General features: G+C 51.2%; 18 protein-coding genes. 10 read left to right on the top strand and 8 right to left on the bottom strand.

Annotated features, from left to right (window positions below; genetic code table 11):
* Positions 1 to 194 precede the first annotated feature (194 nt).
* Positions 195 to 596 carry a translation initiation factor gene (locus Q399_RS21250; protein WP_037046794.1) on the top strand — a complete coding sequence of 134 codons (402 nt, stop codon included), beginning with the start codon at positions 195 to 197 and terminating at the stop codon, positions 594 to 596.
* A 218-nt stretch (positions 597 to 814) separates the two neighbouring features.
* Here Q399_RS21250 and Q399_RS0119300 read toward each other — a convergent pair whose 3' ends face one another.
* Genes Q399_RS0119300 through Q399_RS0119290 form a run of 3 tightly spaced genes read right to left on the bottom strand, consistent with a single transcriptional unit; the run spans position 815 to position 8,245 of the window.
* Complete coding sequence (locus Q399_RS0119300) at positions 815 to 2,113, bottom strand: amidohydrolase family protein (RefSeq protein ID WP_031571460.1); 1,299 nt, start codon at positions 2,111 to 2,113, stop codon at positions 815 to 817.
* 15 nt (positions 2,114 to 2,128) lie between these two features.
* Positions 2,129 to 5,233, bottom strand: a complete 3,105-nt coding sequence (locus tag Q399_RS0119295; protein ID WP_031571457.1) for an amidohydrolase family protein — start codon at positions 5,231 to 5,233, stop codon at positions 2,129 to 2,131.
* A 15-nt stretch (positions 5,234 to 5,248) separates the two neighbouring features.
* Positions 5,249 to 8,245: a bifunctional diguanylate cyclase/phosphodiesterase gene (locus Q399_RS0119290; RefSeq protein WP_031571455.1), complete on the bottom strand. Its 2,997-nt coding sequence runs from the start codon at positions 8,243 to 8,245 to the stop codon at positions 5,249 to 5,251.
* Positions 8,246 to 8,383: 138 nt separating this feature from the next.
* On the opposite strand from Q399_RS0119290, the gene Q399_RS0119285 reads away from it, so the two are divergent.
* Positions 8,384 to 8,839 carry a c-type cytochrome gene (locus Q399_RS0119285; protein ID WP_031571453.1) on the top strand — a complete coding sequence of 152 codons (456 nt, stop codon included), beginning with the start codon at positions 8,384 to 8,386 and terminating at the stop codon, positions 8,837 to 8,839.
* Positions 8,840 to 8,901: 62 nt separating this feature from the next.
* Here Q399_RS0119285 and Q399_RS0119280 read toward each other — a convergent pair whose 3' ends face one another.
* The gene (locus Q399_RS0119280; protein WP_037046792.1) at positions 8,902 to 9,594 is read right to left on the bottom strand and encodes a cytochrome b/b6 domain-containing protein; all 693 of its coding nucleotides are present in this window, start codon (positions 9,592 to 9,594) and stop codon (positions 8,902 to 8,904) included.
* Positions 9,595 to 9,652: 58 nt separating this feature from the next.
* Between Q399_RS0119280 and Q399_RS0119275 the strand changes: the two genes are divergently transcribed.
* The 3 genes from Q399_RS0119275 (at position 9,653) to Q399_RS0119265 (ending at position 14,166) form a co-directional block, all read left to right on the top strand.
* Positions 9,653 to 12,007: a penicillin acylase family protein gene (locus Q399_RS0119275; RefSeq protein WP_031571448.1), complete on the top strand. Its 2,355-nt coding sequence runs from the start codon at positions 9,653 to 9,655 to the stop codon at positions 12,005 to 12,007.
* 167 nt (positions 12,008 to 12,174) lie between these two features.
* Positions 12,175 to 13,332, top strand: coding sequence for a chorismate mutase (locus Q399_RS0119270; protein WP_031571447.1), 1,158 nt, complete (start codon positions 12,175 to 12,177; stop codon positions 13,330 to 13,332).
* Positions 13,333 to 13,389: 57 nt separating this feature from the next.
* Positions 13,390 to 14,166, top strand: coding sequence for a type 2 periplasmic-binding domain-containing protein (locus tag Q399_RS0119265; RefSeq protein ID WP_031571445.1), 777 nt, complete (start codon positions 13,390 to 13,392; stop codon positions 14,164 to 14,166).
* Here Q399_RS0119265 and Q399_RS0119260 read toward each other — a convergent pair.
* Complete coding sequence (locus Q399_RS0119260; protein ID WP_031571444.1) at positions 14,132 to 15,538, bottom strand: MBL fold metallo-hydrolase RNA specificity domain-containing protein; 1,407 nt, start codon at positions 15,536 to 15,538, stop codon at positions 14,132 to 14,134. The two genes, Q399_RS0119265 and Q399_RS0119260, sit on opposite strands and share 35 nt — an antisense overlap.
* Positions 15,539 to 15,665: 127 nt before the next feature.
* Here Q399_RS0119260 and Q399_RS0119255 point away from each other — a divergent pair, with 127 nt between their 5' ends.
* Together Q399_RS0119255 and Q399_RS0119250 are read left to right on the top strand one after the other, a co-directional pair.
* Positions 15,666 to 16,550: an LOG family protein gene (locus Q399_RS0119255; RefSeq protein WP_031571443.1), complete on the top strand. Its 885-nt coding sequence runs from the start codon at positions 15,666 to 15,668 to the stop codon at positions 16,548 to 16,550.
* A gap of 130 nt (positions 16,551 to 16,680) precedes the next feature.
* The gene (locus tag Q399_RS0119250) at positions 16,681 to 16,914 is read left to right on the top strand and encodes a hypothetical protein (protein WP_157836356.1); all 234 of its coding nucleotides are present in this window, start codon (positions 16,681 to 16,683) and stop codon (positions 16,912 to 16,914) included.
* Between the two features lie 119 nt (positions 16,915 to 17,033).
* On the opposite strand, the gene Q399_RS0119245 is transcribed toward Q399_RS0119250, so the two are convergent.
* Entirely contained in the window at positions 17,034 to 18,629 is a 1,596-nt protein-coding gene (locus Q399_RS0119245; RefSeq protein ID WP_031571439.1) for an isocitrate lyase, read from the bottom strand.
* A gap of 204 nt (positions 18,630 to 18,833) precedes the next feature.
* Here Q399_RS0119245 and Q399_RS0119240 point away from each other — a divergent pair, with 204 nt between their 5' ends.
* Positions 18,834 to 19,772, top strand: coding sequence for a LysR family transcriptional regulator (locus tag Q399_RS0119240; protein ID WP_031571437.1), 939 nt, complete (start codon positions 18,834 to 18,836; stop codon positions 19,770 to 19,772).
* Between the two features lie 81 nt (positions 19,773 to 19,853).
* Here the strand turns inward: Q399_RS0119240 and aceB are convergent, their stop codons facing one another.
* The gene (aceB, locus tag Q399_RS0119235; protein ID WP_031571435.1) at positions 19,854 to 21,446 is read right to left on the bottom strand and encodes a malate synthase A; all 1,593 of its coding nucleotides are present in this window, start codon (positions 21,444 to 21,446) and stop codon (positions 19,854 to 19,856) included.
* A 269-nt stretch (positions 21,447 to 21,715) separates the two neighbouring features.
* Between aceB and Q399_RS0119230 the strand changes: the two genes are divergently transcribed.
* Entirely contained in the window at positions 21,716 to 22,336 is a 621-nt protein-coding gene (locus Q399_RS0119230) for a DUF2726 domain-containing protein (RefSeq protein WP_031571433.1), read from the top strand.
* 225 nt (positions 22,337 to 22,561) lie between these two features.
* Positions 22,562 to 22,744: a hypothetical protein gene (locus Q399_RS0119225; RefSeq protein WP_031571432.1), complete on the top strand. Its 183-nt coding sequence runs from the start codon at positions 22,562 to 22,564 to the stop codon at positions 22,742 to 22,744.
* A 171-nt stretch (positions 22,745 to 22,915) separates the two neighbouring features.
* Here Q399_RS0119225 and Q399_RS0119220 read toward each other — a convergent pair whose 3' ends face one another.
* Complete coding sequence (locus Q399_RS0119220) at positions 22,916 to 23,548, bottom strand: hypothetical protein (RefSeq protein WP_031571430.1); 633 nt, start codon at positions 23,546 to 23,548, stop codon at positions 22,916 to 22,918.
* Positions 23,549 to 24,155 lie beyond the last annotated feature (607 nt).

The following is a 24,155-nucleotide window of genomic DNA, read 5'->3' as shown; positions in this document are numbered from 1 at the left end:
AGCCGTCCAGATTTCTAAAAATGCCGCAGCAGTCTACCAGATTGAGGCAAAAATCCAAGACTTTGCGGGGAAATTCAGCGTTTACGCCAGCAGCTGCAATAGATTAAAACGGAAGCATTGCTGTGCGCCTTGTGTTGCTTTATCTTGCCACGATTCCAGGCTGAACAACAGCGCACGACGAAACGGAACCGAGCATGAGTTCAAAAAAAATCTCCTTAGCCGACTGGCAACAGCAACTCGGCGGCCAGGCCACGGCAAAACCAACAACACCTGCCGGCGATAGTCTGGTTTACAGCACCGACAGCGGTCGCATTGACGCACCTAAAGCAGAAAAAGCCACAGGCCAGGCCTTTGCTGACGGCTTTTTGCGCTTAAAACGTGAAACTAAAGGCCGTAACGGCAAAGGCGTCATCACCATCGCCGGCATCGCCGAACCCGAAGAAAAGCTCGCTGAAATCGCCGCACTGCTGAAAAAGAAATGCGGCTGCGGCGGCGCGGTCAAAGACGGCATTATCGAAATTCAGGGCGACAAACGCGAAGTCATCCAACAAGAACTGACCAAACTCGGCTACAAACACAAGTGGTCGGGGGGGTAAAAACGGGGTTTCGAGACGCAAACTGCTTTGCGTCTCGCCGTTTTTACGGTGAGCCGGGGATCTCATGCAGCCAACAGTTTGGCTGCATGCCCGGCGAACGCCCGAACCTATGGTGAGGGCCGGGAGGTGCTCCGCGACGAGCCGGAAGAAGTCAGTATTTCTTCATGACAACAAAAAAGCGGCCGAAGCCGCTTTTTCAGATCAAACATTCAACCCTATCACCGGCTATAACGCTGTTGATATTTCTGGTGCAGATCTTTTTGTTTGTTGTTTAAATCAACCGCACGGCCGTCAATCCACATCGAACTGATTTTGCTGCTGCGGTAATCCAGAATGTCGCCTTCAGACACCACCACTGTCGCGGCTTTGCCCACTTCCAAAGAACCGAGTCTGTCGTCAACACCGGCGATTTTGGCTGCATTTAATGTCACAGCAGCCAGTGCCTGTTCTTTATCCAAACCAAAAGCCACCGCCTGACCGGCGCCAAAGGCCAGGTTACGGCTATCCCAGTAACTGCCAATCGCCAGGGCGAAAGTGACACCGGCTTTGGCCAGCTTGGCCGGTGTGGCATAAGCAGTGTCGACGGCTTCGTCGTCACGATCTGGAATACCAAAAGGTGAGCCGAAGATCACCGGCACTTTCCGCGCCGCCAGCTCATCAGCAACGCGCCAGCTGTCACGGCCGCCGACAATGGTCAGCTTCAGCTGATATTTGTCAGCCAATGCGATGGCCTGACGGATTTGCCGGGCATCTTCAGCATGAGCAAACACTGCACGTTCACCGCTGAATACCGGGATCATGGCTTCCCAACGCGAATCCAACGCTTTAATAGCACCAGCTTTTTTCGCATCGACATAGGCTTTGGCCTGCGCCATGGTGTCATACAGCTTTTGCAGATCTTCAGCGTTTTGCTTGGCTAACTCTTCTGGCTTTTTCGGATTCCACGGCGAGCTCAGCACACTGGCATTCGGCCAGTTGATGTGCAAAGCAACACCGGCTTTGACCGTCGCGTCCTGCCAGCTCCAGGCATCAAGCTGCATCAGGCTGCTTTGGCCCATCAGCAGGCTACCGGCCGGGAATACCAGGCTGTAACTGATGCCATTAGAGCGCACAGTTGGGATCACATCCGATTGGGCGTCGTACGCCACTTGTGCCCGCACGTCCGGGTTAGTATCCGTCACTTCATGGGTATCATCGGTGGCGCGCACCGCTTCAATCTCCACCAGACCTAGCTGGTTAGCAAGCGCAATCAGGCCCGGGTAAACATGCTTACCCTGCAGTTCAACCACAGTGCCGCCGGCTGGCGCTGACAAGTCTTTGCCGATGGCGGCAATTTTGCCGTCAACCATCAACAGGTCGGTGTTTTCCAGCACGCCATTGCTGACCGTATGTAAGGTCGCATCGTTCAGTAATACTGCGCCTTGCTGCGCTGCTGCCGGTACCGGCGAGGTCGCCAGTGCCGGGGTGGCAAAAGCTGCGATGCAAAGCAGCGACAGGCTATTCAATTTAAAAGTCATCTGAAGCTCCTTTGCTTAGTGTTGATGAGCGTGTTGTTGCGCACCTGCGACACGGCCAAAAGCCAGGTCCAGGTAGTCGCCGTTGTCTTCACAGTGCCAGATTGGTTCTGGTTTTTTCATCTCACCACCACTGCCCGCTTTGGCGCTGTCCGGTGCTTTTAACACTTTTTGGATCAGCTGTTGTTTCTCGCGTTCAATACCGGCATTAAGCGTCATATCGACATTACGATCATAGTACTTGGTGCCGTCAATCCAGGTCTGCATCGCTTTGGCATAAACTGACAACGGATGCTCTGACCACAACACAAAGTCTGCTTGCTTCCCTTCAGCAATAGAACCGACTTTCTGATCAACTTTCAGTTGAATAGCCGGGTTGATCGTGACCATCTTCAGTGCGTCTTCTTCTGACATACCGCAGTATTTCACCGACTTGGCCGCTTCCTGATTTAACCGGCGCTGTAAATCCGGGCTGTCAGAGTTCACAGATACCACCACACCCTGGTCTGCCATCAGACAAGTGTTGGTTGGGATAGCATCTTTTACTTCCATCTTGTACGCCCACCAGTCGGCAAAAGTTGACGCGCTGGCCCCATGCTCTTTCATTTCCTTGGCGGTTTTGTAACCCTCAAGAATGTGCGTGAAAGTGGTGACTTTAAAGCCGGTTTCATCCGCCAGCTTAATCAGCATCAGAATTTCTGAAGCGACATAAGAGTGGGTGTGGACAAACCGCTTGTTGTCGAGAATTTCCACCAGCGTCTGCAGGCGGTAATCAACGCGTGGCGGCACTGTGCGTTTTTGCTCTGACGACGATAAGTCATCGTAAGCTGCCCAGGCGGCTTTGTATTCTTTGGCGGCCTGGAACGCATCACGAATGGTGGTTTCCACGCCAACGCGGCTCTGCGGATAACGGCTGGTGTAGTTATCACCCCAGTTTGATTGCTTGACGTTTTCACCGAGCGCAAACTTGATGCTTGCTGGTGCAGCTTTAAACTTCAGGCCTTCAGGAGACACGCCCCAACGCAGCTGGATCACCTGCGCTTTGCCACCGATTGGGTTAGCACTGCCGTGCAGCAGCTGTGCTGTGGTGGTTCCACCGGCTAAACCGCGGTAAATATTGATGTCATCCGGGTTTAACACATCGCCGATATGCACTTCTGAGGTCACCGCGTCGGAGCCTTCGTTAACGCCTGATTCAATGGCGATATGCGAGTGCTCATCGATGATGCCGGCAGTTACATGCATGCCGGTGGCGTCAATTTCGACAAAACCTGACGGCGTTTTTAAGTTTTTGCCAATTTCAGTGAACACACCATCGCGGACAATCACATCGGTATTTTCCAGCTTACCGGCTTTGTCCGAAGTCCAGACCGTGGCATTTTTGATATGTACGTTCTGGCGTTGCGGTGCGTTTGCCACACCATATGCCTGATTCGGCATGCTCAGCTGCGACAATAAAGTGCTGTCTTCAGCTTTTTTCTCATCGGCTTTAACAGCTGCAGCCTGACGGCTTAGTGTCAGCGCCTGCTGACTGCCATCCGGCAGCTGTAAGGTGCCCTGGAGCAAATTGCCAGCCATCGAACCGCTAAACAGTGCCACACCGTCACCGGCGTCAACGTCTTTGAGGCTAAAACCAAACTGCACCTGCTGTTTGTCGACACTGAGGTTTTCCAGCTTGGCTTCTTTTTCACCTTGCTGCACTTTGCCTTCGACTTTACCCAAAGCACCGCTTAAGTTCAGTTTCAGTGCTTTACCAGCAACATTCAGCGCGTAATCACCGGCCACATCGGCGTTTTGCAGCGGTTTAAACTGAGTTTCGACACCGCGGTTCCAGGTCGCAACAATTTCACCGTCTTTAAATAAATCGCCTTTACTGACGACTAAATCAGCCTGATAACCACTGGCTATCCGGCCGAGCTGGCCTGGCATACCAATCAGTTCAGCCGGCACTGTGGTTAACGCCGCCAGCGCTTTTTCAGTGCTGAGACCATATTTAATTGCGGTACGAACGTTTGGCCAGAACTTGGCTTTATCGTCCAGCTTGTGGGTAGTCAGGGCAAAATTCACTCCGGCTTTTTCCAGCGCGCCTGCGTTGGTCGGTGCCCGTTCCCAATGACGTAAATCCGCCAGACTAACATCAAGCTGGTCATCCAGCTTACCGACACTTGGCGCGGCCGGATAAGCCAATGGCACAATCAGGTTGCGACCGGTCTTTTTCACATCCGCCGCCCGCACGTACTCATAACCGGAAGCGACCAGCGCGACTTTTGGCAAGTTGAATTCTTTTAACAGACTGTCAGCACGCAGCAGGTTACGCTCGTTATTGACTTCAAACACCAGACCGGTCTGATTTAACTGACCAAGCGCGGCTAAAGCGGCGTTAAAAGGTACTGGTTCGCGGAATAAACGCCAGTCGGCTTTGCCGTATGCTTGCTGATACCACTGCGCATCGGCCAGCGTCTGACGCACCAGCGCAATACTGCCCATCAGGGAAGACGGATAACTTTGTTTCGAGCTGCCCGGGTCAAACGATAAAAAATGCTGACCATCGGCATTTAAAATCAGCTCGCCTGGCAAGCCTTTGCCGGTCGAAGCAACCACGGCCTGGCCGCGGAAAATACCGTCCTGACGGGCAGACTGTACTGTGGTGAAACCTTGCTGCTGATAAGCTTTGGCATCATCAGCATTTGGCATAAAACTGTCAGCCCAGCGCTGTTCGGCATGGATTGCGGCGTTGACTGCATTGCCACCTCTACGTGGGTTCTGATACATCGGGCCATCGCCACGACCACCGCTGCGCTCTGAGGACGCTTTTTCCACACCATATTGGCCATATAAATCGATAAAACCCGGATACAGGTGGTAGCCGGCGACATCAATCTGGCGAAAGCCTGCCGGGATTTTTAAATTGGTGCCAACAGCAGTGATTTTGCCGCTTTGCACCAGCACAGTGGCATTGCTCAGCGTTTTGCCGGGTTCGGTATGCACAACCGCTCCGGTGAAAGCCAACAGCTGAGCACTATTATCACGGATGCCCTGCAGCGGCTGCGTTGGATCAGCCCATGCTGGCGCAACAGCACAGACAACCGCTGCACTGAGCAGCGATAAACGAAGTGGCTTCATTCTGATGTTCCTGAATTAAGTGATTGTTTTTTGAGTAAGCTTTTGCGTGTTCACACTGAAGTTTAAGCGGGACAGTTCCTGCTCGGCCAACGGCATGCTGAAGTAATAACCCTGTACCAGATAACAAGTATTGTTCAGCAGGAATTCGACCTGCTCTGCGGTCTCAACCCCTTCGGCTACAACCCGCAGGTCCATTTTCTGCGCCATCGCAATAATGGCCGCAGTAATGTCCATGTCGTTTTTGTCGTCCGGAATGTCTTTGACAAAAGAGCGGTCGATTTTCAGTTCATCAACAGGGAAACGCTTCAGATAACTCAGCGAAGAATAGCCTGTACCAAAGTCATCAATTGATAAAGCCAATCCGAGCCGTTTTAACTCATTGAGCTGGGTAATGGCCGCATCAGTGTCGCCCATTAGCATACTTTCGGTAATTTCCAGAATCAGATACTCCGGCAAAGCGCCGGTACGTTTGAGGATGCGCTCCACCAGGCCCGGTAAATCCTGATCGGTAAACTGACGGGCTGACAGGTTCACGGACACAGTCACCAGCAAGCCACGGGCGTGCTGGCGCGCCAGAAAACGGCAGGCTTCCCATAATATCCACTCGCCGATTTGCACAATTAAACCGGTCGATTCGGCGACCGGAATAAACTTCAGTGGCGGCACCATAGTGTTGTCCGGCCGCAGCCAGCGCAGCAGCGTTTCGTAACCTTTGACTTCATTGGTGCGGATATCAATTTTTGGCTGGTAATACAGCAGGAACTGTTGCTCGCGAATGGCCTCACGCAGCTGGTTTTCGATTTGCAGCCGGTCATTGGCGGCGTCATTGAGTTCCTGACTAAAGAAATGGTAAGTATTTTTGCCGCGCGCTTTGGCTTCATACATCGCAAGGTCAGCGTGTTTGAGCAGCATTTCCTCTTCGTCGGCGTCCTGCGGCGCTATGGTGATGCCGATACTGGCGCTGATGGCTACATCATGGCCTGCCAGTCGTACCGGCTGAGCAAAGGCTTGCTGCAGATTCTCGGCAATAGTTGCTGCTGCTTTGCGATCGGAAATGCCGCTTAAAATCACCGCGAATTCATCGCCGCCGAGCCGCGCAATCGTATCTTCTTCGCGCAGCCGGCTAATCAGCCGCCGTGCCACTTCTTTGAGCAGTTCATCGCCGGCATCATGGCCGAGGGTATCGTTAATGCGTTTGAATTCATCTAAATCAAAATACAACAGCGCAAAGTGGTAATAACCCCGTGCCGCCATCGCTATCGCTTTTCTCAGCTGATCACGGAAATAACTGCGGTTGGCAAGGCCGGTCAGCACGTCGTAATACGCCAGTTGTTCCATTTTGCGCTGACTTTCTTTAATAAAAGAAATGTCCTGCATGGCACAGACATAGTTACTGACATCACCTTTATCATCACGAATAGGCGCTATCGCCAGGCTGGCCCAGAATTGTTTGTTACCCTGTTGCAGCAGCATATCGCCACGCCAGTGATGACGCTCCTGCAGACTTTGCAAAATATCTTCGCCAACAAAGCGCATTTCGTGCGCAAACAACAAGGACAAAGGTTTGCCCAGTACCGTTTCCGGCTCGGCGGCAATCATTTCCAGTAAGAATGGGTTGACGTACTCGACTACCAGCGCGCTGTCGGTCAGCACTATGCCTGAGCTGGAAAAGGCTACGGCTTTACTCAGTTTACGTGTCGCCCGCTCTGCTTCTTCTTTTTCCTGAATACGGGTATTGAGACCACCGATGAGCTGGGTGATTTCATCGGACATCCGGGCAAAAGCGCGGTTTAACAAACCTATTTCATCGAAGCGATCGTCCAGTTCAATTTTTTCACCGTCGTTGTGCGACAACCTCTGCACGGCATTGGCCAGATTGGTCAGCCGTTTCAGGACAAATTTATAGATAAAAAACTGCAGAGCCAGCGCCACAATCAGCGCCACCAGCAAAAATAACAACACCACTTTATTGCGGTAGTCCTGTAGCCCTTTCACCACGTCAGCTTTGGCGTGATACAACATCACGTGCCAATCGAGCCGGTCTATCCGCGCGGTCGATGCGACGTAATTTTCCACTTCACGGCTGAGCTGCCCCTGTGCCGATGGCCTGGCCAGCACACTTTGCATAAATTGATGTAATTCAGCCTGTTGCGGTTTGATACCAACAGCCAGTTGATTCATCGCCGGCTTGGCGATTTGCCGCTGCAGGCTGTTTTGCGCGTCCAGTAATAAATTACCTTTGCCGTCAAATAACATGGCCTGCCGGCCGGGCTCCCACTGCGAAATCTGCCCCAAATCGGCAAAAATGTCGTCCAGTACCAAATCGGTACCGGTGATACCAACAAACTCGTCATTGATATAGACCGGGATCACCAGGCTGGTCATCCATTTTTGCCAGATTGAGTCGTAATACAGCGGTGTCCAGCGCGGTAACCTGGCCGGATTTTGCTCGGGCGTCGCTATCGAAAAAAAGATATCTTTGCGAAAATCATGATCGGCAGGAATTTCCAGCGCCCAATCGGCAGGGGAGATGCGGATAAATCCATCTTTGGAAATAAAATAGAAATTAAAGAAGTCTTCGAGCAGCACAGGTGCCAGTTGCTGCCACAACTGCTGTGTCTGGCCAAAATAGCCGTGCGGCTGACGCTGGAAATTTTGTTGCTGCTGAAACGCCGCCGACAAATCATCTTTACTGCGCAAGCTGCCGTCGGCATAACTTTCGGCCTGATGTTCCTTTACTGCTGGGTGTTGCTGCAGATAACGGCTTACAACCTGATTCGCGCTGATGGCCTTTTTTTCTTTCTGCCAGAATTCATTATCCAGCTGCCTGGCATAGCGCGAAGTGGTTTGTTCGAGCTCAGCGTGTTCCTGGTCAATCAACACGTCTTGCTGTAACGCCAGCATGGCAAAAGCAATGACGGTACTGGCCAGCACTGTTAATAAAAAAACCAGTGCAGAAAATTTGATGCTGAGAGAGTTGAGCCCAGTCGTCTTGTAGATGGATTCCTTCACGGGTTACGCCTGCTCGTTGAAAGTCCGATCACTGGACGTTGCGGTAGCCTGATGGTAAAACACTGTGAGATCAATGTACTCAAGTGCACAAAACTTATAGCATTATTGCATGCTAAATCGCTAAATGAGAATCCGACGATGAAAAAACTATTCACAACTTTCGTAGCAGCTGCCGCGCTTTCCGCTGCAGCACAGGCAGCAACCGCTTTTACCGACGCCAAAGACGCGGTGGATTACCGCCAGTCTGCCTTTACCATGATCCGGCACAATACCGGCGACATCGGTGAGATGTTGCAGGGTAAAGTGCCATTTGATGCCAAACGCGTACAACAACGTGCTGACGCACTGGCTGCTTTAGCGCCATTGCCGTGGCCAGCCTTCAGTACTGCCGGCACCGAAACTGGCGGTGGTGATGCAAAAGCAGAGATTTGGGCCGATTTTAAAGATTTCACCGCCAAAGCAGACAAATTCCAACTGGACGCCAAAGCACTGCAAACTGCAGCACAAAGTGGCGATCAAGCCAAAATTAAAGCGGCTTTTGCTACTTTCCGTGGCAACTGCAAAGCCTGTCACGACAAATACAAAGCCGATTAATTTCGCTCAACGAAAAGGCTAATAGCAAAAACAAAACGGAGCTTTGGCTCCGTTTTTTGATATCACAGCACGCCAATCGTCTGCAGGTCGGTCAAAACTTGTGGCCAGAGCGCACTGCCCTGCCAGCCCATCAGACCGCAAAACAAAATCAGCGCCAACAGCAAGTATTTGAAGCTGTTCAGCAGTTGCGGTGCCGGCGTATTCGCTGGAAGTACCTTGCGGCCATGCCACATGGCACTAATCACTCTGTCGCCACGCCACTGGTGCAGCACAGCAGCTAATACATGCAGCGCAACCAACCCCAGTAACAGATTAAATCCCAGCTCGTGCCAGCTGCCGGCCAGACTACTGAGCCAGTCCGGCACCAGACTATACAGCGGCCCTTCCGTCATCACTTCGTCAGTGGTCATCAGCCCAGAAAAAAATTGCAGAGCTACTAACAGGATGAGTGCCAGAATCATCAGTGCTGAAAGCGGATTGTGCCCGACAGCAGGTGTTTTGGTAGCCAGATAATGCCGTAATTGTCTAAAACCAGGTACAAAATGGCGAAAACGCGCCGTGTCACTGCCAATCAGCCCCCAAATCAGCCGCGCTCCTAGCAGGGACGCCAACGTGTAAGCCAACAGCTGATGAATGCCATACCATTCCTGCTCAGCGCTGTACCAAAGCCCACCCAGCAGCAGTACCTGCAACCAGTGAAACAGCCGGACTGCCAGGTCAAACACCGGCGTGAGGGCAGATTGAATTTGTTGCATATAACACCTGATCTTCTGTGATAATCTAAGTTTTCCAAGTCAAAATGAGCGCATCTGCATGAAAATTATAAAAAATATGTTAGCAGTCGTCATAGCGTTGCTGGCGATAGCCGCTATAGCCGCCTATTGGATGGTGCACCAAAGCCTGCCTTTATATCAAGGTCAACTGAGCGCAGCAGTACAGCAACAGGTCGTATCCAGCCGTGATGCTCAGGGTTATCTGAGTATCCGGGCACAAAACCGCGGCGATGCCGCCTTTGCGCTCGGGTTTGCCCATGCCCAGGAACGTTATTTTCAGATGGATTTACTGCGACGTAACTCAGCCGGAGAACTGGCAGAGTTATTTGGCGCGGCCGCACTAGATTTTGATAAAAAACAACGCATGCATCGTTTCCGCGACCGGGCGGACGCCATTTTACGCGAATTACCGAAACAGCAACGCGACATGCTGGAACGCTACGCCGCCGGAGCAAACGCAGGCTTACAACAGCTTGGATTGCCGCCATTTGAATACTTGTTGCTGACTCAAAAGCCGCGCCCCTGGCAAAGCGCCGATTCACTGCTGGTCATTTACAGCATGTTTCTGGATTTGCAGGGCTCATTAGGCAAAGATGAGCTGGCACAAGGTGCCCTGAAAGCAGCATTACCGCTGGAGTGGTATCAGTTTTTAACTCAGCACAGCAGTGACTGGCAGGCAGCCATCGACGGCTCTGAAGCCAAGGCATTGCCACTGCCGGCAAACCCGCTGCCTGCATTGTTAAAAGCCATTCCGGCGCAGGCGTGCCGCGATTGTGGCTTAACTGACAGCCGCGATATCGGCTCGAATAACTTTGCCGTTGCCGCCAGCGCCAGCAAAGATGGCCGCGCTATTCTGGCCGACGACATGCACTTAGGCATTAGGGTGCCGGGCACTTGGTATAAAGCGCAAATGAGCTGGTCTGAAGGCGACAAACAACACAACATCGCCGGTGTCACTCTGCCCGGCACGCCAGCGGTAGTCGCCGGCAGCAACGGCCATATTGCCTGGGGCTTTACCAACAGCACTGCCGACTGGCATGACGTCATTGCCCTCAAGCTGGACGCCAGCGGGCAAAAATATCAGACACCGGCCGGTCTGCAGGAATTTAGCTACAACAACGAAGTGATTAAGGTCAAAGGCGAAGCCGATGTGGTGCTGCTGGTCAAAGAAACCCAATGGGGCCCGGTCATGCCAGCACCATTTGATAAATTTGCGCTGCGCTGGGTGGGTTATGACCGCGAAAGTCTGAACCTGAATTTACTGGCACTGGAGACAGCGCAAAGCAGCAGCGAAGCATTAGCTCTTGCACCCAGTATCGGCGTACCGGCGCAGAACCTGCTGGTTGCCGACAGCAAAGGTCAAATCGGTTGGACCATCATCGGTGCCATCCCATCCCGCCAGTTACAAGACTGGGATACGCCGCAGGACTGGAGTGAAGGTAAAAACTACTGGTCCGGTTATTTGTCTGCCAAAGATTATCCACAAATCTATGCGCCAAAAGACAGCCGGCTCTGGACCGCCAATGCCCGTTCGGTCGGCGGCGATGCGTTAGCGGTGCTTGGTAATGGTGGCTATGACTTAGGCGCCCGTGGCAAACAAATCCGCGACCGCCTGTTTGCCATAGCGCAGCACGACGAAAAATCACTGCACGATATTCAGCTCGACCATGAAGCGTTATTCCTCCAGCGCTGGCAACAGCTGTTATTGCAAGTGCTGACACCTGAATTTGTCGCCGCACAGCAACTGCAGCAATACCGCCAGTGGATTGAAACCGACAGTAAGGCCGCCAGCCGTGATGCCATCGGATATAGTCTGCTACGCGCCTTTCGCGACAAAACGCTGGAGCTGATGTTTGCACCACTAGCCGCACAACTGGAAGCGCAGCAGCTGCGCCTACGTGATCTAAAAATGGTGCCGGAAACACCGGCCTGGGCGCTGTTACAAGCCCGACGCGGCGATACCCTGCCTGGAAGCTTCCAGAGCTGGGATGCACTTTTGCAACAAGCCGTACTGGATTCGGTCGCACAGCTTAAAGCGCAAACCGAAGGCGATTTAAGCAAAGCACGCTGGGGAACGCTCAACAGCGCTGAAATTCAGCATCCATTGACTAAAGCGCTGCCATTTCTCGGCCGCTGGTTAAATATGCCGGCCGATCCACTGGCCGGCGACCGGCATATGCCGCGAGTGCAGCTGAAGGTACACGGACAGAGCGAACGCATGGTGGTATCGCCAGGCCACGAAGCCGACGGCATTTTAGTGATCCCGGCCGGTCAGTCCGGTCATCCGCTATCAGAGTTTTACGCGGCCGATCACGCCTATTGGCTTGGTGAAAAACCGCTGGGCTTTTTGCCGCAGGCGGAAAAATATTCACTGCAATTGCTGCCACAGCGTTGACTTTAGCCATCCAGACGGAATAAGGTAACGGCTATGCAAAAAATTCTGACCACTCGCTTCTTTTTTAGCTTTACCACCCAATCCGGGAGGTAACTGGCTGCGCGTGTGTCAAACCAGTTGAAAACCTCCCAAGCCGGGAGGTTTTTTCGTTTCAGGGGATAGGAAAAATGGCAATCGAACTTGATCAAATTCGTCACGACATCAGTGACACAGACCAGCAATTGCTGGGCTTATTAGCCAAACGCCGCGCGCTGGCGCTCGCTGTGGCTGAAGCCAAACTGGCGCAAAACAAACCAATCCGCGACCAGAAGCGCGAAGAAGAGCTGTTGCTGTCGCTAATTGGTAAAGGCAAAGACTTAGGCCTCGATGCCCAATACGTCACCCGGCTTTACCATGTGATTATCGAAGATTCTGTTTTACAACAACAAGCCAAAGTACAAGGCCAGCTCAATGGCGACAACGGTCCGGTCTGCCGCGTCGCATTCCTCGGCCGGCAGGGCTCCTACAGTTATTGGGCGACGCAAAAATACTTCACCCGCCGCGCCGAAAAACTGATTGAAATTGGCTGCGACAGCTTTAACGAAATCGTGCAGGCGGTGGAAACCGGCCACGCCGATTACGCCGTGTTACCGATTGAAAACACCTCCAGCGGCAGTATCAACGAAGTGTTTGATCTATTGCAGCACACGCGGTTATCGATCGTGGGTGAACTAACCCACCCGATTAAACATTGTCTGCTTGGATTACCTGGCACTGATCTGAGTAAGATCAAACAGATTTGCGCCCACCCGCAAGTTATCGCGCAGTGTAGTCAATATCTGCAGACACTCAGCAACGTCAAAATCGAATATTGCGACGCTTCGAGTGATGCCTTTAACCGGGTACGTCAGGCGCAGGATTTGTCCGTGGTCGCCATTGGCGGTGAAGAAGGCGGCAAACTCTATGGCCTCGAAGTCTTAGGCCGTGAACTCGCCAACCAAAAAGACAATGTCAGCCGTTTTATTGTGGTCGCGCGTAAACCAATCAATGTGGCCAAAGCCATTCCGGCCAAAACCACTTTTATTATGTACACCGGCCAGCAACCGGGCGCTTTGGTCGACGCTTTAACAGTACTGAAACAACATGGTATCAGCATGGGCAAACTGGAATCGCGGCCAATCCCGGGCAATCCATGGGAAGAGATGTTTTATGTCGACGTCTTTGCCAACCTCGATGACTACGCAATGAAACGGGCGCTGGATGAACTGAATCGCATCACCCGCTTTGTCAAAGTATTGGGCTGTTATCCGAGCGAGGATGTGGCACCGACAGTGGTGCAGCCTTGACAGCAGTTCGCTCAGGCATCTATACCGGAAGCTACAGCATGCTGCGGGGGAGAGATCATGAAACAAGTGCTATGGCTTAGCTGGCTGATTTTTCCTGCAGCTATTGCCGCCGAATGCCCGGTGCAATTAGCGACCTTTCATATCTATGAGCGCACAGGTAAACAGCTAGGTTGTCTTGACCAATGGCAACAACAGTTATTTGCAGAGCTTGGGTGTCCATTGCAGTTTGTTAGCGGCAACCCGTCAGTTGCGCAAAAAGAAACGGCGTTACAACGAGATAAGATCCAGCTGGTCACAGGGCTGGTTAAATCTCCCAAACGCAGTTTCCAGTTCAGTGAGGCTTTTGCTGTCAGTAAAAGCCGGCTGTACCGGCGTAGTGGCGCTCCACAATGGGACCAGATTAAAAGCTGGTGCGACCCTATGATGCAACAAGCGACTATCGTCGCGATGTCCGGTTTATATCTGGGTGAACAGGTTGAAAAGTTACGCCACGATAAAAACTGCAGCAAATGGTTTATTGAAAATCCGCGAGGTCTCGAACAGACCTTTGCTCTATTGGATGGTAACAGAGCTGATTTGTTGATTAGCCCGGAAGTTTATCTGCGCCGTTTACCGGCTGAGCAACGGTCGCAATACAAGGCTTTAGCGCTGCCCGTTGACGACGGTTTATTACGCATTGCTTTTTCCGCGACAGTCCCAACCGACTTTATCCAAAGAGTCGACGAACTCATCTTGAAAAAAAGGGCTGAACAATCAGCCCTTTGTGATATGGATGTGGTCTCAAATCACACAGAAAATCTTACAAAGCCACCGACTGTGCCGGTTCAGCAATAGAGACGTTGATCCCAAGCGCTGTCAGTTTGGCCTGTAGGGCATCCTGCGCCTGCGGTTCGCCGTGAACCAGATAAAACTGTGGTTTACCGCCGATATGTTTGGCCCAGGCCAGCAATTGGCTTTGGCCGGCATGCGCAGAAAAACCGCCGATGGTATGGATAGCCGCCCGCACCACTAATGGCTGACCGAGAATTTTCACCCGAGTTTCGCCGTCAATCAACCGGCGTCCTAAGGTTCCCTTGGCCTGAAAACCAACAAAAATCAGATGGTTGACGTTTTTCCACAGGTTGTGTTTAAAGTGGTGCAGGATGCGGCCACCGTTACACATGCCGCTGCCGGCGATGATAATCGCGCCCTGATTAATCCGGTTGAGAGCCATCGATTCTTCGACATCTTTGGTCAGATGCAAAATCGGCAAAAACGATTTCAGATCTTTGGCGCCATAACGGGCAAACACCTGCGTATCTTTGTGATCAAACTCTTTGATCAGCTTGTCGTAAATCTGCGTGATCTCGATCGCCATCGGGCTGTCCAGCACCACCATGCGTTGCTTTAGCCGGCCCTGATGATATAACAAGCCTAAGTAATACAAAATTTCCTGCGAGCGACCCAGTGCAAACGCCGGGATAAACACATTGCCACCGGCTTTGTGCGCCGCATCCAGCGCGCTGGCAAATTCTTCCAGGGTATTGTCCAGACATTGATGGTCGCGGTCACCATAGGTACTTTCCATCAACACCACATCTGCGCTCTCAATTAGCGACGGGTCGTGCATCAGTACGGTGGCCGGATTGCCCAAATCGCCGGAAAACACCAGGTGGCGCATCGCTTTATGGGCTTTGATCCAAAGTTCAACGATGGCCGAGCCCAGAATATGCCCAGCGTCGTGCAAGCGTAGTGTCAAGCCTTCTAGCACGTCCGTGTCCTGCTGATAAGGCAAAGGCTCCAGACTGTCAGTCACCGCCATGACATCTTTGAGACTCATGATCGGGTCTTGCTCCGGCTTACCGAGCCGCGCCCGTTGCCGGTTCTGCCACTCCAGATCTTTGATATACAGCGAAAACGCATCTTTTAACAAAATTGGTAACAGACTGGCTGTGCCTTCTGAACAAAAAATCCGGCCGCGGAATCCACGCGCTACCAGTAACGTGAGCAAACCACTGTGATCGATATGGGCATGCGACAAAATGACTGCGTCAATATCTTTGGGTCTGAACTGAAAACGGAACTTATGCAAGTCTGTTACCTGATCGCCGCCCTGCTGCATCCCGCAATCCAGCAACACATTCCGGCCGTTCCACTGCAATAAATAACAAGACCCGGTCACCTGACGGGCCGCGCCTAAAAATGTTAAACGTGCATCTAATGGCATGACAGCTTCCTTCTGGAGAGACAGGCCTAACTTACACCAAAAAAAATTGGGACATGTTAGGCTAGATCAAACTATTGATTTGTGACACTTCATGCCATCAATACAGGGAAACAGACAGGACTTTTTTATGAAAGCAAAAAACCCGTTAGAAGCCCGTCACTTCAGTTCGGCGCGTGACGCTTTAGAGCAGGCGCTGGAACTGCAGGACCATCCGTCGTACCGCCTTGCTTTTGCCGATACTGAATTTCTGATGCAAGACGAATTACGTTCAGCCCGCCTGCAGCTGGAGTACCTGAAGCCGCAATTAATTCTGGAACAACATCAGGTCAAAGCCACTGTCGTGGTGTTTGGCAGTGCGCGTTTTTTGTCGCCGGAACAAGCGTCGCTTAAGTTGGCGCAGGCGCAGCAACAACTGGCATTGGCCCCTGACGAACCCCGACATCAGCAGCTGTTGCAACAAGCCAAACGTCAGGTGCGTAACAGCCGTTATTATGTTGAAGCACAACGCTTTGCCGAACTGGTGACCCAACACAGTCTGCACTGCCCAAAAAGCGCCCTGACGATTATCAGCGGTGGTGGCCCCGGTGTGATGGAAGCGGCCAATCGCGGCGCTTATCAGGTCGGCGGCAAAAGTATCGGCCTCAATATCGTGCTGCCACACGAGCAAAAACCCAACCCTTACATCACGCCGGAGTTTTGTTTCCAGTTTCACTATTTTGCCATCCGCAAAATGCATTTCTTGCAACGCGCCCGCGCTTTGGTCGCCTTTCCGGGTGGTTTTGGTACTCTGGACGAGTTGTTCGAAACCCTGACCCTGCTGCAAACCGGAAAAGCCAGTAAGGTGCCGGTGGTGCTGTTTGACGAGCACTTCTGGCGCAAATTAATCAACTTTGATTTGCTGGTTGAAGAGGGGCTCATCAGCCCGCAGGATTTGACCCTGATCCGCTTTGTAGATAGCGCAGAAGCTGCCTGGCAAGTGATTTGCGACAGCTATCAGCTGCCAGCAGAATAGATTGATAGCAAGCGGTTATTTTTCAACCACTTAATCAGCTCAGATTCAATTTTCTGTCATCTCTGGCCGATAGACTGCCCGGCGTCAGGATATCTCCTGATGTTGCTTGCAGTTTTGCGGAGACATGCAGATGTATGATAAACGGATGTTAAAGCTATTATTGTGTGAACGCCTGACGCTGGCCCAGGTACCTTTCAGCCGGCACGGCAATCAAATCCGCACGGCGCGGGCAGCAGTAGAATTTCAGGAACACTCATTGGTCCTGCTCAAAACCGGCAAAGCCGAGCGTCATCTGCCGTATCACAAAGTACGTTTAAGTCAGCTGTTGCTAAATTTGCAGCCGCAGGGTGAGTTTAGCGCTTGAATAAAAAAGGCAGCCAATCTTTGGCTGCCAACAGTCGATTCACCCGACCACGTAAAACTCGTTTCAGCAATTACCGGCAAGCTGTCCATGCTTACCGGCTGTTAACAAATCAGCGCCCCTCAGAACTGATTCATGGTGTTATCTTTACCGGCTGCTTTTAATGCAGCTTCACCGGCAAAGTATTCTTTATGGTCATCGCCAATATCTGACCCTGACATATTCTGGTGTTTAACGCAGGCAATGCCCTGACGGATCTCTTGACGCTGCACACCTTTTACGTAACCCAGCATGCCGGCCTCGCCAAAATACTCTTTGGCCAGATTGTCGGTCGACAGCGCCGCCGTGTGATACGTCGGCAACGTGATCAGATGGTGGAAAATCCCTGCGCGTTTTGAGCCATCGGCCTGGAACGTACGGATACGCTCATCTGCTTCCAGCGCCAGTGCGGTGCTGTCGTAATCAACACTCATCAGTTTGGCGCGGTCATAAGCCGACACATCTTTGCCTTCTGCCGCCCAGGCATCAAACACCTGCTGACGGAAGTTCAATGTCCAGTTAAAGGACGGACTGTTGTTGTATACCAGCTTGGCGTTTGGTACCACAGCGCGAATACGATCGACCATTTCGGCGATTTGGCCAACGTGTGGTTTTTCCGTTTCAATCCACAGCAAGTCAGCGCCATGCTGCAGCGAGGTAATACAATCCAGCACCACTCGGTCAACGCCTGAGCCAGCTTTGAACTGGAACAGGCCACTTGGCAGGCGTTTCGGTTTTAACAGCTTGCCATTGGCTTTTACCACCACGTCGCCGTTCTGAATATCGTCAGCGCTTTGGATGTAGTCGCCATCCAGGAAACTGTTGTACAAATCGCCTAAATCACCAGGTTCGTTGGTCACAGCGATTTGTTTGGTAAGGCCAGCACCTAAAGAATCGGTGCGCGCCACGATGATGCCGTTTTCGATGCCAAGCTCGAGGAAGGCGTAACGTACCGCGTTAATTTTTGCCAGGAAGTCCGCATGTGGCACTGTGACTTTACCGTCCTGGTGACCACATTGTTTTTCGTCTGACACCTGGTTTTCAATCTGAATGGCGCAGGCGCCGGCTTCAATCATTTTTTTCGCCAGCAGGTAAGTCGCTTCGGCATTACCAAAACCGGCGTCGATGTCGGCGATAATCGGCACCACGTGGGTTTCAAAGTTATCGATCTTCGCCAGGATCTCTGTCACTTTGCTTTGCTGGTCGGCTGCACGGGCAGCATCCAGTTCACGGAACAAACCGCCGAGTTCACGGGCATCTGCTTGTTTTAAGAAGGTATACAGCTCTTCAATCAGCGCCGGCACTGCGGTTTTTTCATGCATTGATTGATCAGGCTGTGGTCCGAACTCAGAGCGCAGTGCTGCAATCATCCAGCCGGACAGGTACAAATAACGTTTCTTCGTGCTGCCAAAATGCTTTTTGATGGCAATCAGTTTCTGCTGACCGATAAAACCGTGCCAGCAGCCAAGTGACTGGGTGTAGCTGGCGCTGTCGGCGTCGTACTCTGCCATATCACGGCGCATGATATCGGCGGTGTACTGCGCAATGTCGAGGCCGCTGTTAAATCTGTTCTGCAGTTGCATCCGGGTTGCATATTCAGCGCTGATGGCATTCCAGGCGTTGCCATTGGCTTTAACACTTTGTTCCAGTTGCTGGACTTTCTGTAAGTAGGCTGACATCACTGCATCCTCATCGGGTTCGGGCTGTTAGGTTCTTTCTGTTTGCAGCTATGCAGGTGTTGTATGTGCCCTGCGCTGTTGCATTTCACTATAGGTTTCAGCAAAACGATTCATCCAGTTGATTTTTTTGATGCTCATCATTCATTATATGAATATGAAAAATGGTTTATTTGCCGCCGGCACAGCCAATTCACGGGGGATTTGATGAATATCAGCAAAATCGACTTAAACCTGTTGGTCTATCTGGACATGTTGCTCAGGGAGAAAAATGTCACCCGCGCCGCCAACCAGCTCAGTATCACGCAGCCGGCGATGAGCAATGGCCTGAAGCGCCTGCGCGACCTGTTGAACGACCCAATTTTGGTCAGAACCTCAGACGGCATGGTGCCAACCGAACGCGCAAAAGAACTGGCGCCTATCGTACGCGGCGTGTTGTTAACGCTGGAAGAAACGCTGCAGCCGAACAAAGAGTTTGAGCCTTCACACAGCCATCGGGTGTTTCGTATTATGGCCAGTGATTATGCGGCTTCCACGCTGATCCCTGCACTGCTGAAGCGGTTGCGGGCGCAAGCGCCCGGTACTTCGTTGGATATCATGACGCCGTCTGACGTGACCTTCCACGACGTTGAAAACGGCAAAGTGGACATGGCGATTAACCGCTTTGACCAGCTACCACAATCCTTCCACCAAAAAACCATTTGGAAAGATGCCTTTGCTTGTCTGGTGCATAAACAAAACCCGATTTTGCAGAACTTTAATTTAGATACCTATTTAAAAGGCCAGCATATTTGGGTCAGTAAAACCGGTTTTGGCGTTGGGGTCGGTATGGATCCGGCAGATGTGCAAAAACTCGGCTGGGTCGACGAAGCACTGGCCAAATTTGGTAAGCAGCGCAATATCGGCGTATTCACCCGAAACTATCATGTGGCGATGCATCTGGCCGTCGAAACCGATTTGATTGCGACCCTGCCCTATCGCGCCGCTATGCTGTATAGAAACGACAGCAGCATGCAGGTACTGGACCCGCCTTTCCCCATCCCGTCTATTGAACTGAAGATGATTTGGAGCCCGTTATTGCATCAGGACGCCAGCCATATCTGGTTGCGCCGATTGATTGTCGAGATTGCGGATGAATTGAGTTAGGCAAATGGCAGACATATGGTGTCTGAGCCAGATTGCGGATAAAAAAAGAGGGGCGGTTGGGATGCCCCTCTTTGCTTCGGGTTACACTAAAAGCTCATACGCTGGCAGGGTCAGGAAGTCCACCAACTCATCAGCTGTGGTGATACTTAGCAATAAAGCCGCCGCTTTGTCAAAGGATTGTTGTTGCCATAGCTCTTCCCCAACTTCGGACCGAACGACGGCACTTTCTTCTGTTAACATCTGGCTGAACAAAGCCTTGGTAATTAATTGCCCGTTTGACAATGACTTACCATGTTTTATCCATTGCCAGATTGAAGTTCTGGAAATTTCTGCGGTGGCCGCATCCTCCATCAGGCCATAGATCGGCACGCAGCCTTTGCCGCTGATCCAGGCGGCAATATATTGCAGTGCCACGCGGATATTAGTCCGCATCCCGGCTTCGGTCCGCTCGCCTTCGCTCGGTTGCAGCAGCTCGGCTGCGCTGATTGGCGCGTCCTGTTCACGCAGTACATGTAACTGATTCGGCTTTTCACCGAGTTTGGCGTCAAAGACAGCATTGGCTGTAGCGGCAAGCCCCGGATGCGCCACCCAGGTACCGTCATGGCCGTTATTTGCTTCCAGTGATTTATCTGCCGTCACTTTTTGCAAAATGGCCGCATTGGCCACCGGATCTTTCGCCGGAATAAAAGCAGCCATACCGCCCATAGCCAGCGCCCCCCGTTTGTGACAAGTTTTAATCAGCAACCGGGAATATGCGCTTAAAAACGGCTGATTCATCGTTACCACTTGCCGGTCAGGCAAAACGCGGTCTGGATGATTCTTCAAGGTCTTGATATAGCTAAAAATATAGTCCCAGCGACCGCAGTTCAGCGCCACGATATGATCTTTCAGACTGTACAGGATCTCGTCCATTTCAAACACTGCGGGTAAGGTTTCGATCAGCACTGTCGCCCGGATAAAACCAACGGGTTGCTGGAAGCGCGCTTCAGTAAAGCGAAACACTTTATCCCACCAGGCGGCTTCTTTGTGGCTTTGCAGCTTCGGCAGGTAATAATAAACACCAGTGCCTTTTTTCTTACGGATCTGATAGTTATGGAAGAAATACAAAGCGAAGTCGACCAGTGAACCCGGTACCTGAGCGCCGTCGACTTCCAGATGTCGCTCCCACAGATGTAAACCGCGAACTCGGGCAATCAGCAGCGCCGGATTGTCGCGCAGCGCATACTGTTTACCTGATTGCGGGTCGCTGTAGCTGATAGTACCAAGATTGGCGTCACGCAAATTGATCTGGCCTTCAATCACACCTTGCCAGCTGGGCGCTTGCGAGTCTTCAAAGTCCGCCATAAAGACTTTCACGTCGGCATTGAGCGCGTTGATGATCATTTTCCGATCAACCGGGCCTGTGATTTCAGTGCGTCGATCCTGTAAATCAGCAGGGATAGCAGCAACCTGCCAGTCACTTTGACGAATATGTGCAGTTTCTGGTAAAAAGTCTGGTAAAGCACCAGCATCGAAGCGGGCCTGCGCTTGCTGACGTGTTGCTAGTAACTGGTGCAGTTCAGGTCTGAACTCACGGACAAGGTCGACGACAAAGCTGCAGGCAGCTTCTGTCAGAATTTGTCCGTATTCCGCCGTCAGCGGGCCTTTAATCGTTAATCCTGCACAAGTGGTCATCACAGTTTCCTCATCTGGTATGGACTTTCTCAGTACACCGATCAACTGTCCTTTAATACAGGACAGCCGGGATATCGCTGCACTATTGTTACTTGCAGCACTATAGGCCTGAAAAGACTATCACAGGCATTAATGCCAAATATGTCTGGCATCACCGATTATTATGATCATCCAATCAATACCTCGCATTTTCTGGCATGACTTCTGCTAAGTAATCACACGGCGCACCGCCGTTTCTGCTGAACGTCAAAAATTTGTCTGAGGTGTTTATGGAATTGATCATTGTACTATTGGTGTTGTTAGCGGTGATGGCGGCAATTGTCGTGAACCGTTTTATCCATCATGGCAACCCATTCCCCTTTCACAAAAAGACCCAACTGTTTACTCAGGTCGAACGATCATTTCTACAACTGCTCGAACGTGCCGTAGGCGGACAGTACAAAATTATCAATAGAGTGAAACTGGCTGATATCTTAGAACTGAAAGATAATGCCGACAGTAAAACCCGCAGAGCTGCGCTGTTGAAGCTCAACGCCAAATATCTGGATTATGTGCTTTGTAACGCAGACGATATGTCCATTGTTGCGGTGATCGATCTGGTCAACAATACCAATAAAGAAGGCCACAAAGCAGTGCCAGACTGGTTTGTCAGCGGCGCTTTGGAAGCCAGCGGCATCCCTTACATTCGAATGAAGATTAAAGCTGGTTATACTGTTGCCGATATACAACAAGGTTTGGCTGCGAAACTTGGCAATATCCCGATGGCCCCGCTCCCTTTAGTCAAAGGAACAGTGAAAAAAGGCCCTACCCGGCCGGTTCGCCCACTGACAACTGCCTTACCGACACAAGCATTGAAAACGAATTCAACGGCATTGGTCCAGATTGGATGACCAATACCCATCGAACCTTGACGCTTTGGAAACCATAAGTCACTCCTAGCGAAAAGCCCCCGGCCCCGTTTGCTGCAACAAACGGGGCTTTTTTATTTGCCGGATTGTCGAGCTTGACGATCTTGTCATAATTGCAGTGATAAGCCGCTAGCGTGATAATCACTCCCTTAAAGTTGCATGCGCATATGCCGATAACCTACAGGATGTAACGGCATGGGAGGAACTATGACTGAAAGCATCGGTAGCCAGGCTGTCGGCCAAAGCTATGAAATGCTGGGAGCCGCCTTGGCAAAAACCCAGCAGAAACAAGAAGCTCAAATGACGATGCAACTGTTACAAAGTGCAACTGTGGCGCAACCCGCAGCACCAATCGGAAATTTGGGACAGAATGTTGATATAATGGTGTAAGCGTAACGGACCTGAAGATTCAGGTCCGTTTTTCGTTTGATAAACGGAAGAAAATCAGAGTTTATGAATTAAGTATCTTCTGGAGCGCTATTTTGCAGGCAACTTCTCAGTTCTCAGCATTTTTAAAAGATAACTTCTTTACCGCACTTCAAACACTCAGGTAACTCATTATCAGGCAACTGCGAATATGGGTCTGACCATGTCCTGACGAAACTGCCAACTCCGTAGTAACAAGTCCTGCTTTAAACCAAAATCGCTGCTATGCAAGTAATAGGTCGGAACATACTCCAACATGAACATATCTCTATATAGAGTTTTAAATTGCGCTCGCGCTTCAATTTGCAGAAGACGATTTGGAGTTCCTACCGGCATTTGTACATTAAATAAATAAGCCATTTTCTCATTTGCCGGGAGATAACCTGAATAAGCCCGATTTTTCAATTGCCGAAGCTTTACAGCAACATCAACAAGTTGAGCAATAAATCCATACTTCTTGGACAATTGACCAAAAGGCTGGATCCATGGCTTGCGCTTGACGGTGTGACGGCGGATAAGACCTGTTTCTTGTTCCATTAGCGCAATCAACAACGAAGTACAAACACCTGTTTGTTTTACAACAAAATCAATGTCGATAGCATGGATCAGCATATGAGGGGAGTATTGCTTAAAGTATGCAACCGAACTGGGTTGTTCCATTTGATTGCAAGCGTAAGGAAAGGTATCGAAGTAATTTTTTTCTACAGCAGATGTATTAAAACTCATTGCTAACACGAGATAAGCCAACATGGCGCTAAACCGTTTCATTCTATCTTCCTTGTGTATTTATCTGGGTCAGGAGAATTTAGAACACAAAAACAGATTAGGAATAATAAACAAATATTTATCATTATTTTATCATATGAGACTACAGTTATTACCTTGATTAGGGGCAGATATACTGATAAAAGCCAATTAATGCACCAATGGTCACTCTGTTTCGTTGAGTTCCTTAAACTTTTAGAAATGACTGACAGATTCTACCCCAAAGAAGCTGCTCAGAAGTAAAGCGCCGAACCAACGCCAAACTAGCGGACTCTCTTATTCCCGATTTCACTGTACTAGTTGCTCACCCCATGTATGGATTCGCCTCTACGCGGCCCGCTGTTTGAGTCTGCCCCCTCACGGAGCTTCGGGTGTGTTCATCAGCTGTGTGACAGCCAGAGGAGCCAAACTGTTGGCTTTGGAGATTTCAAGGCTTCACCATTGCGGCTTCGTGGGAGTCTGCACCCTCGCAGAGCTCAGGGCGTTCAGCCGCCGTGTGACGGCCAGACGAGCCAAACTGTTGGCTTTGGAGATTTTAAGGCTTCAACATCGCGGCTTCTTGATAGTCTGCACCCTCGCAGAGCTTCGGGTGTGCTCCCCCGGAATGATG

Origin of the sequence: Rheinheimera texasensis DSM 17496 (assembly GCF_000711985.1) — a bacterium.
Lineage (GTDB): Bacteria > Pseudomonadota > Gammaproteobacteria > Enterobacterales > Alteromonadaceae > Pararheinheimera > Pararheinheimera texasensis.
Note: the sequence above shows the minus strand (reverse complement) of the source record. Positions and strands in the feature narration are given on the sequence as shown.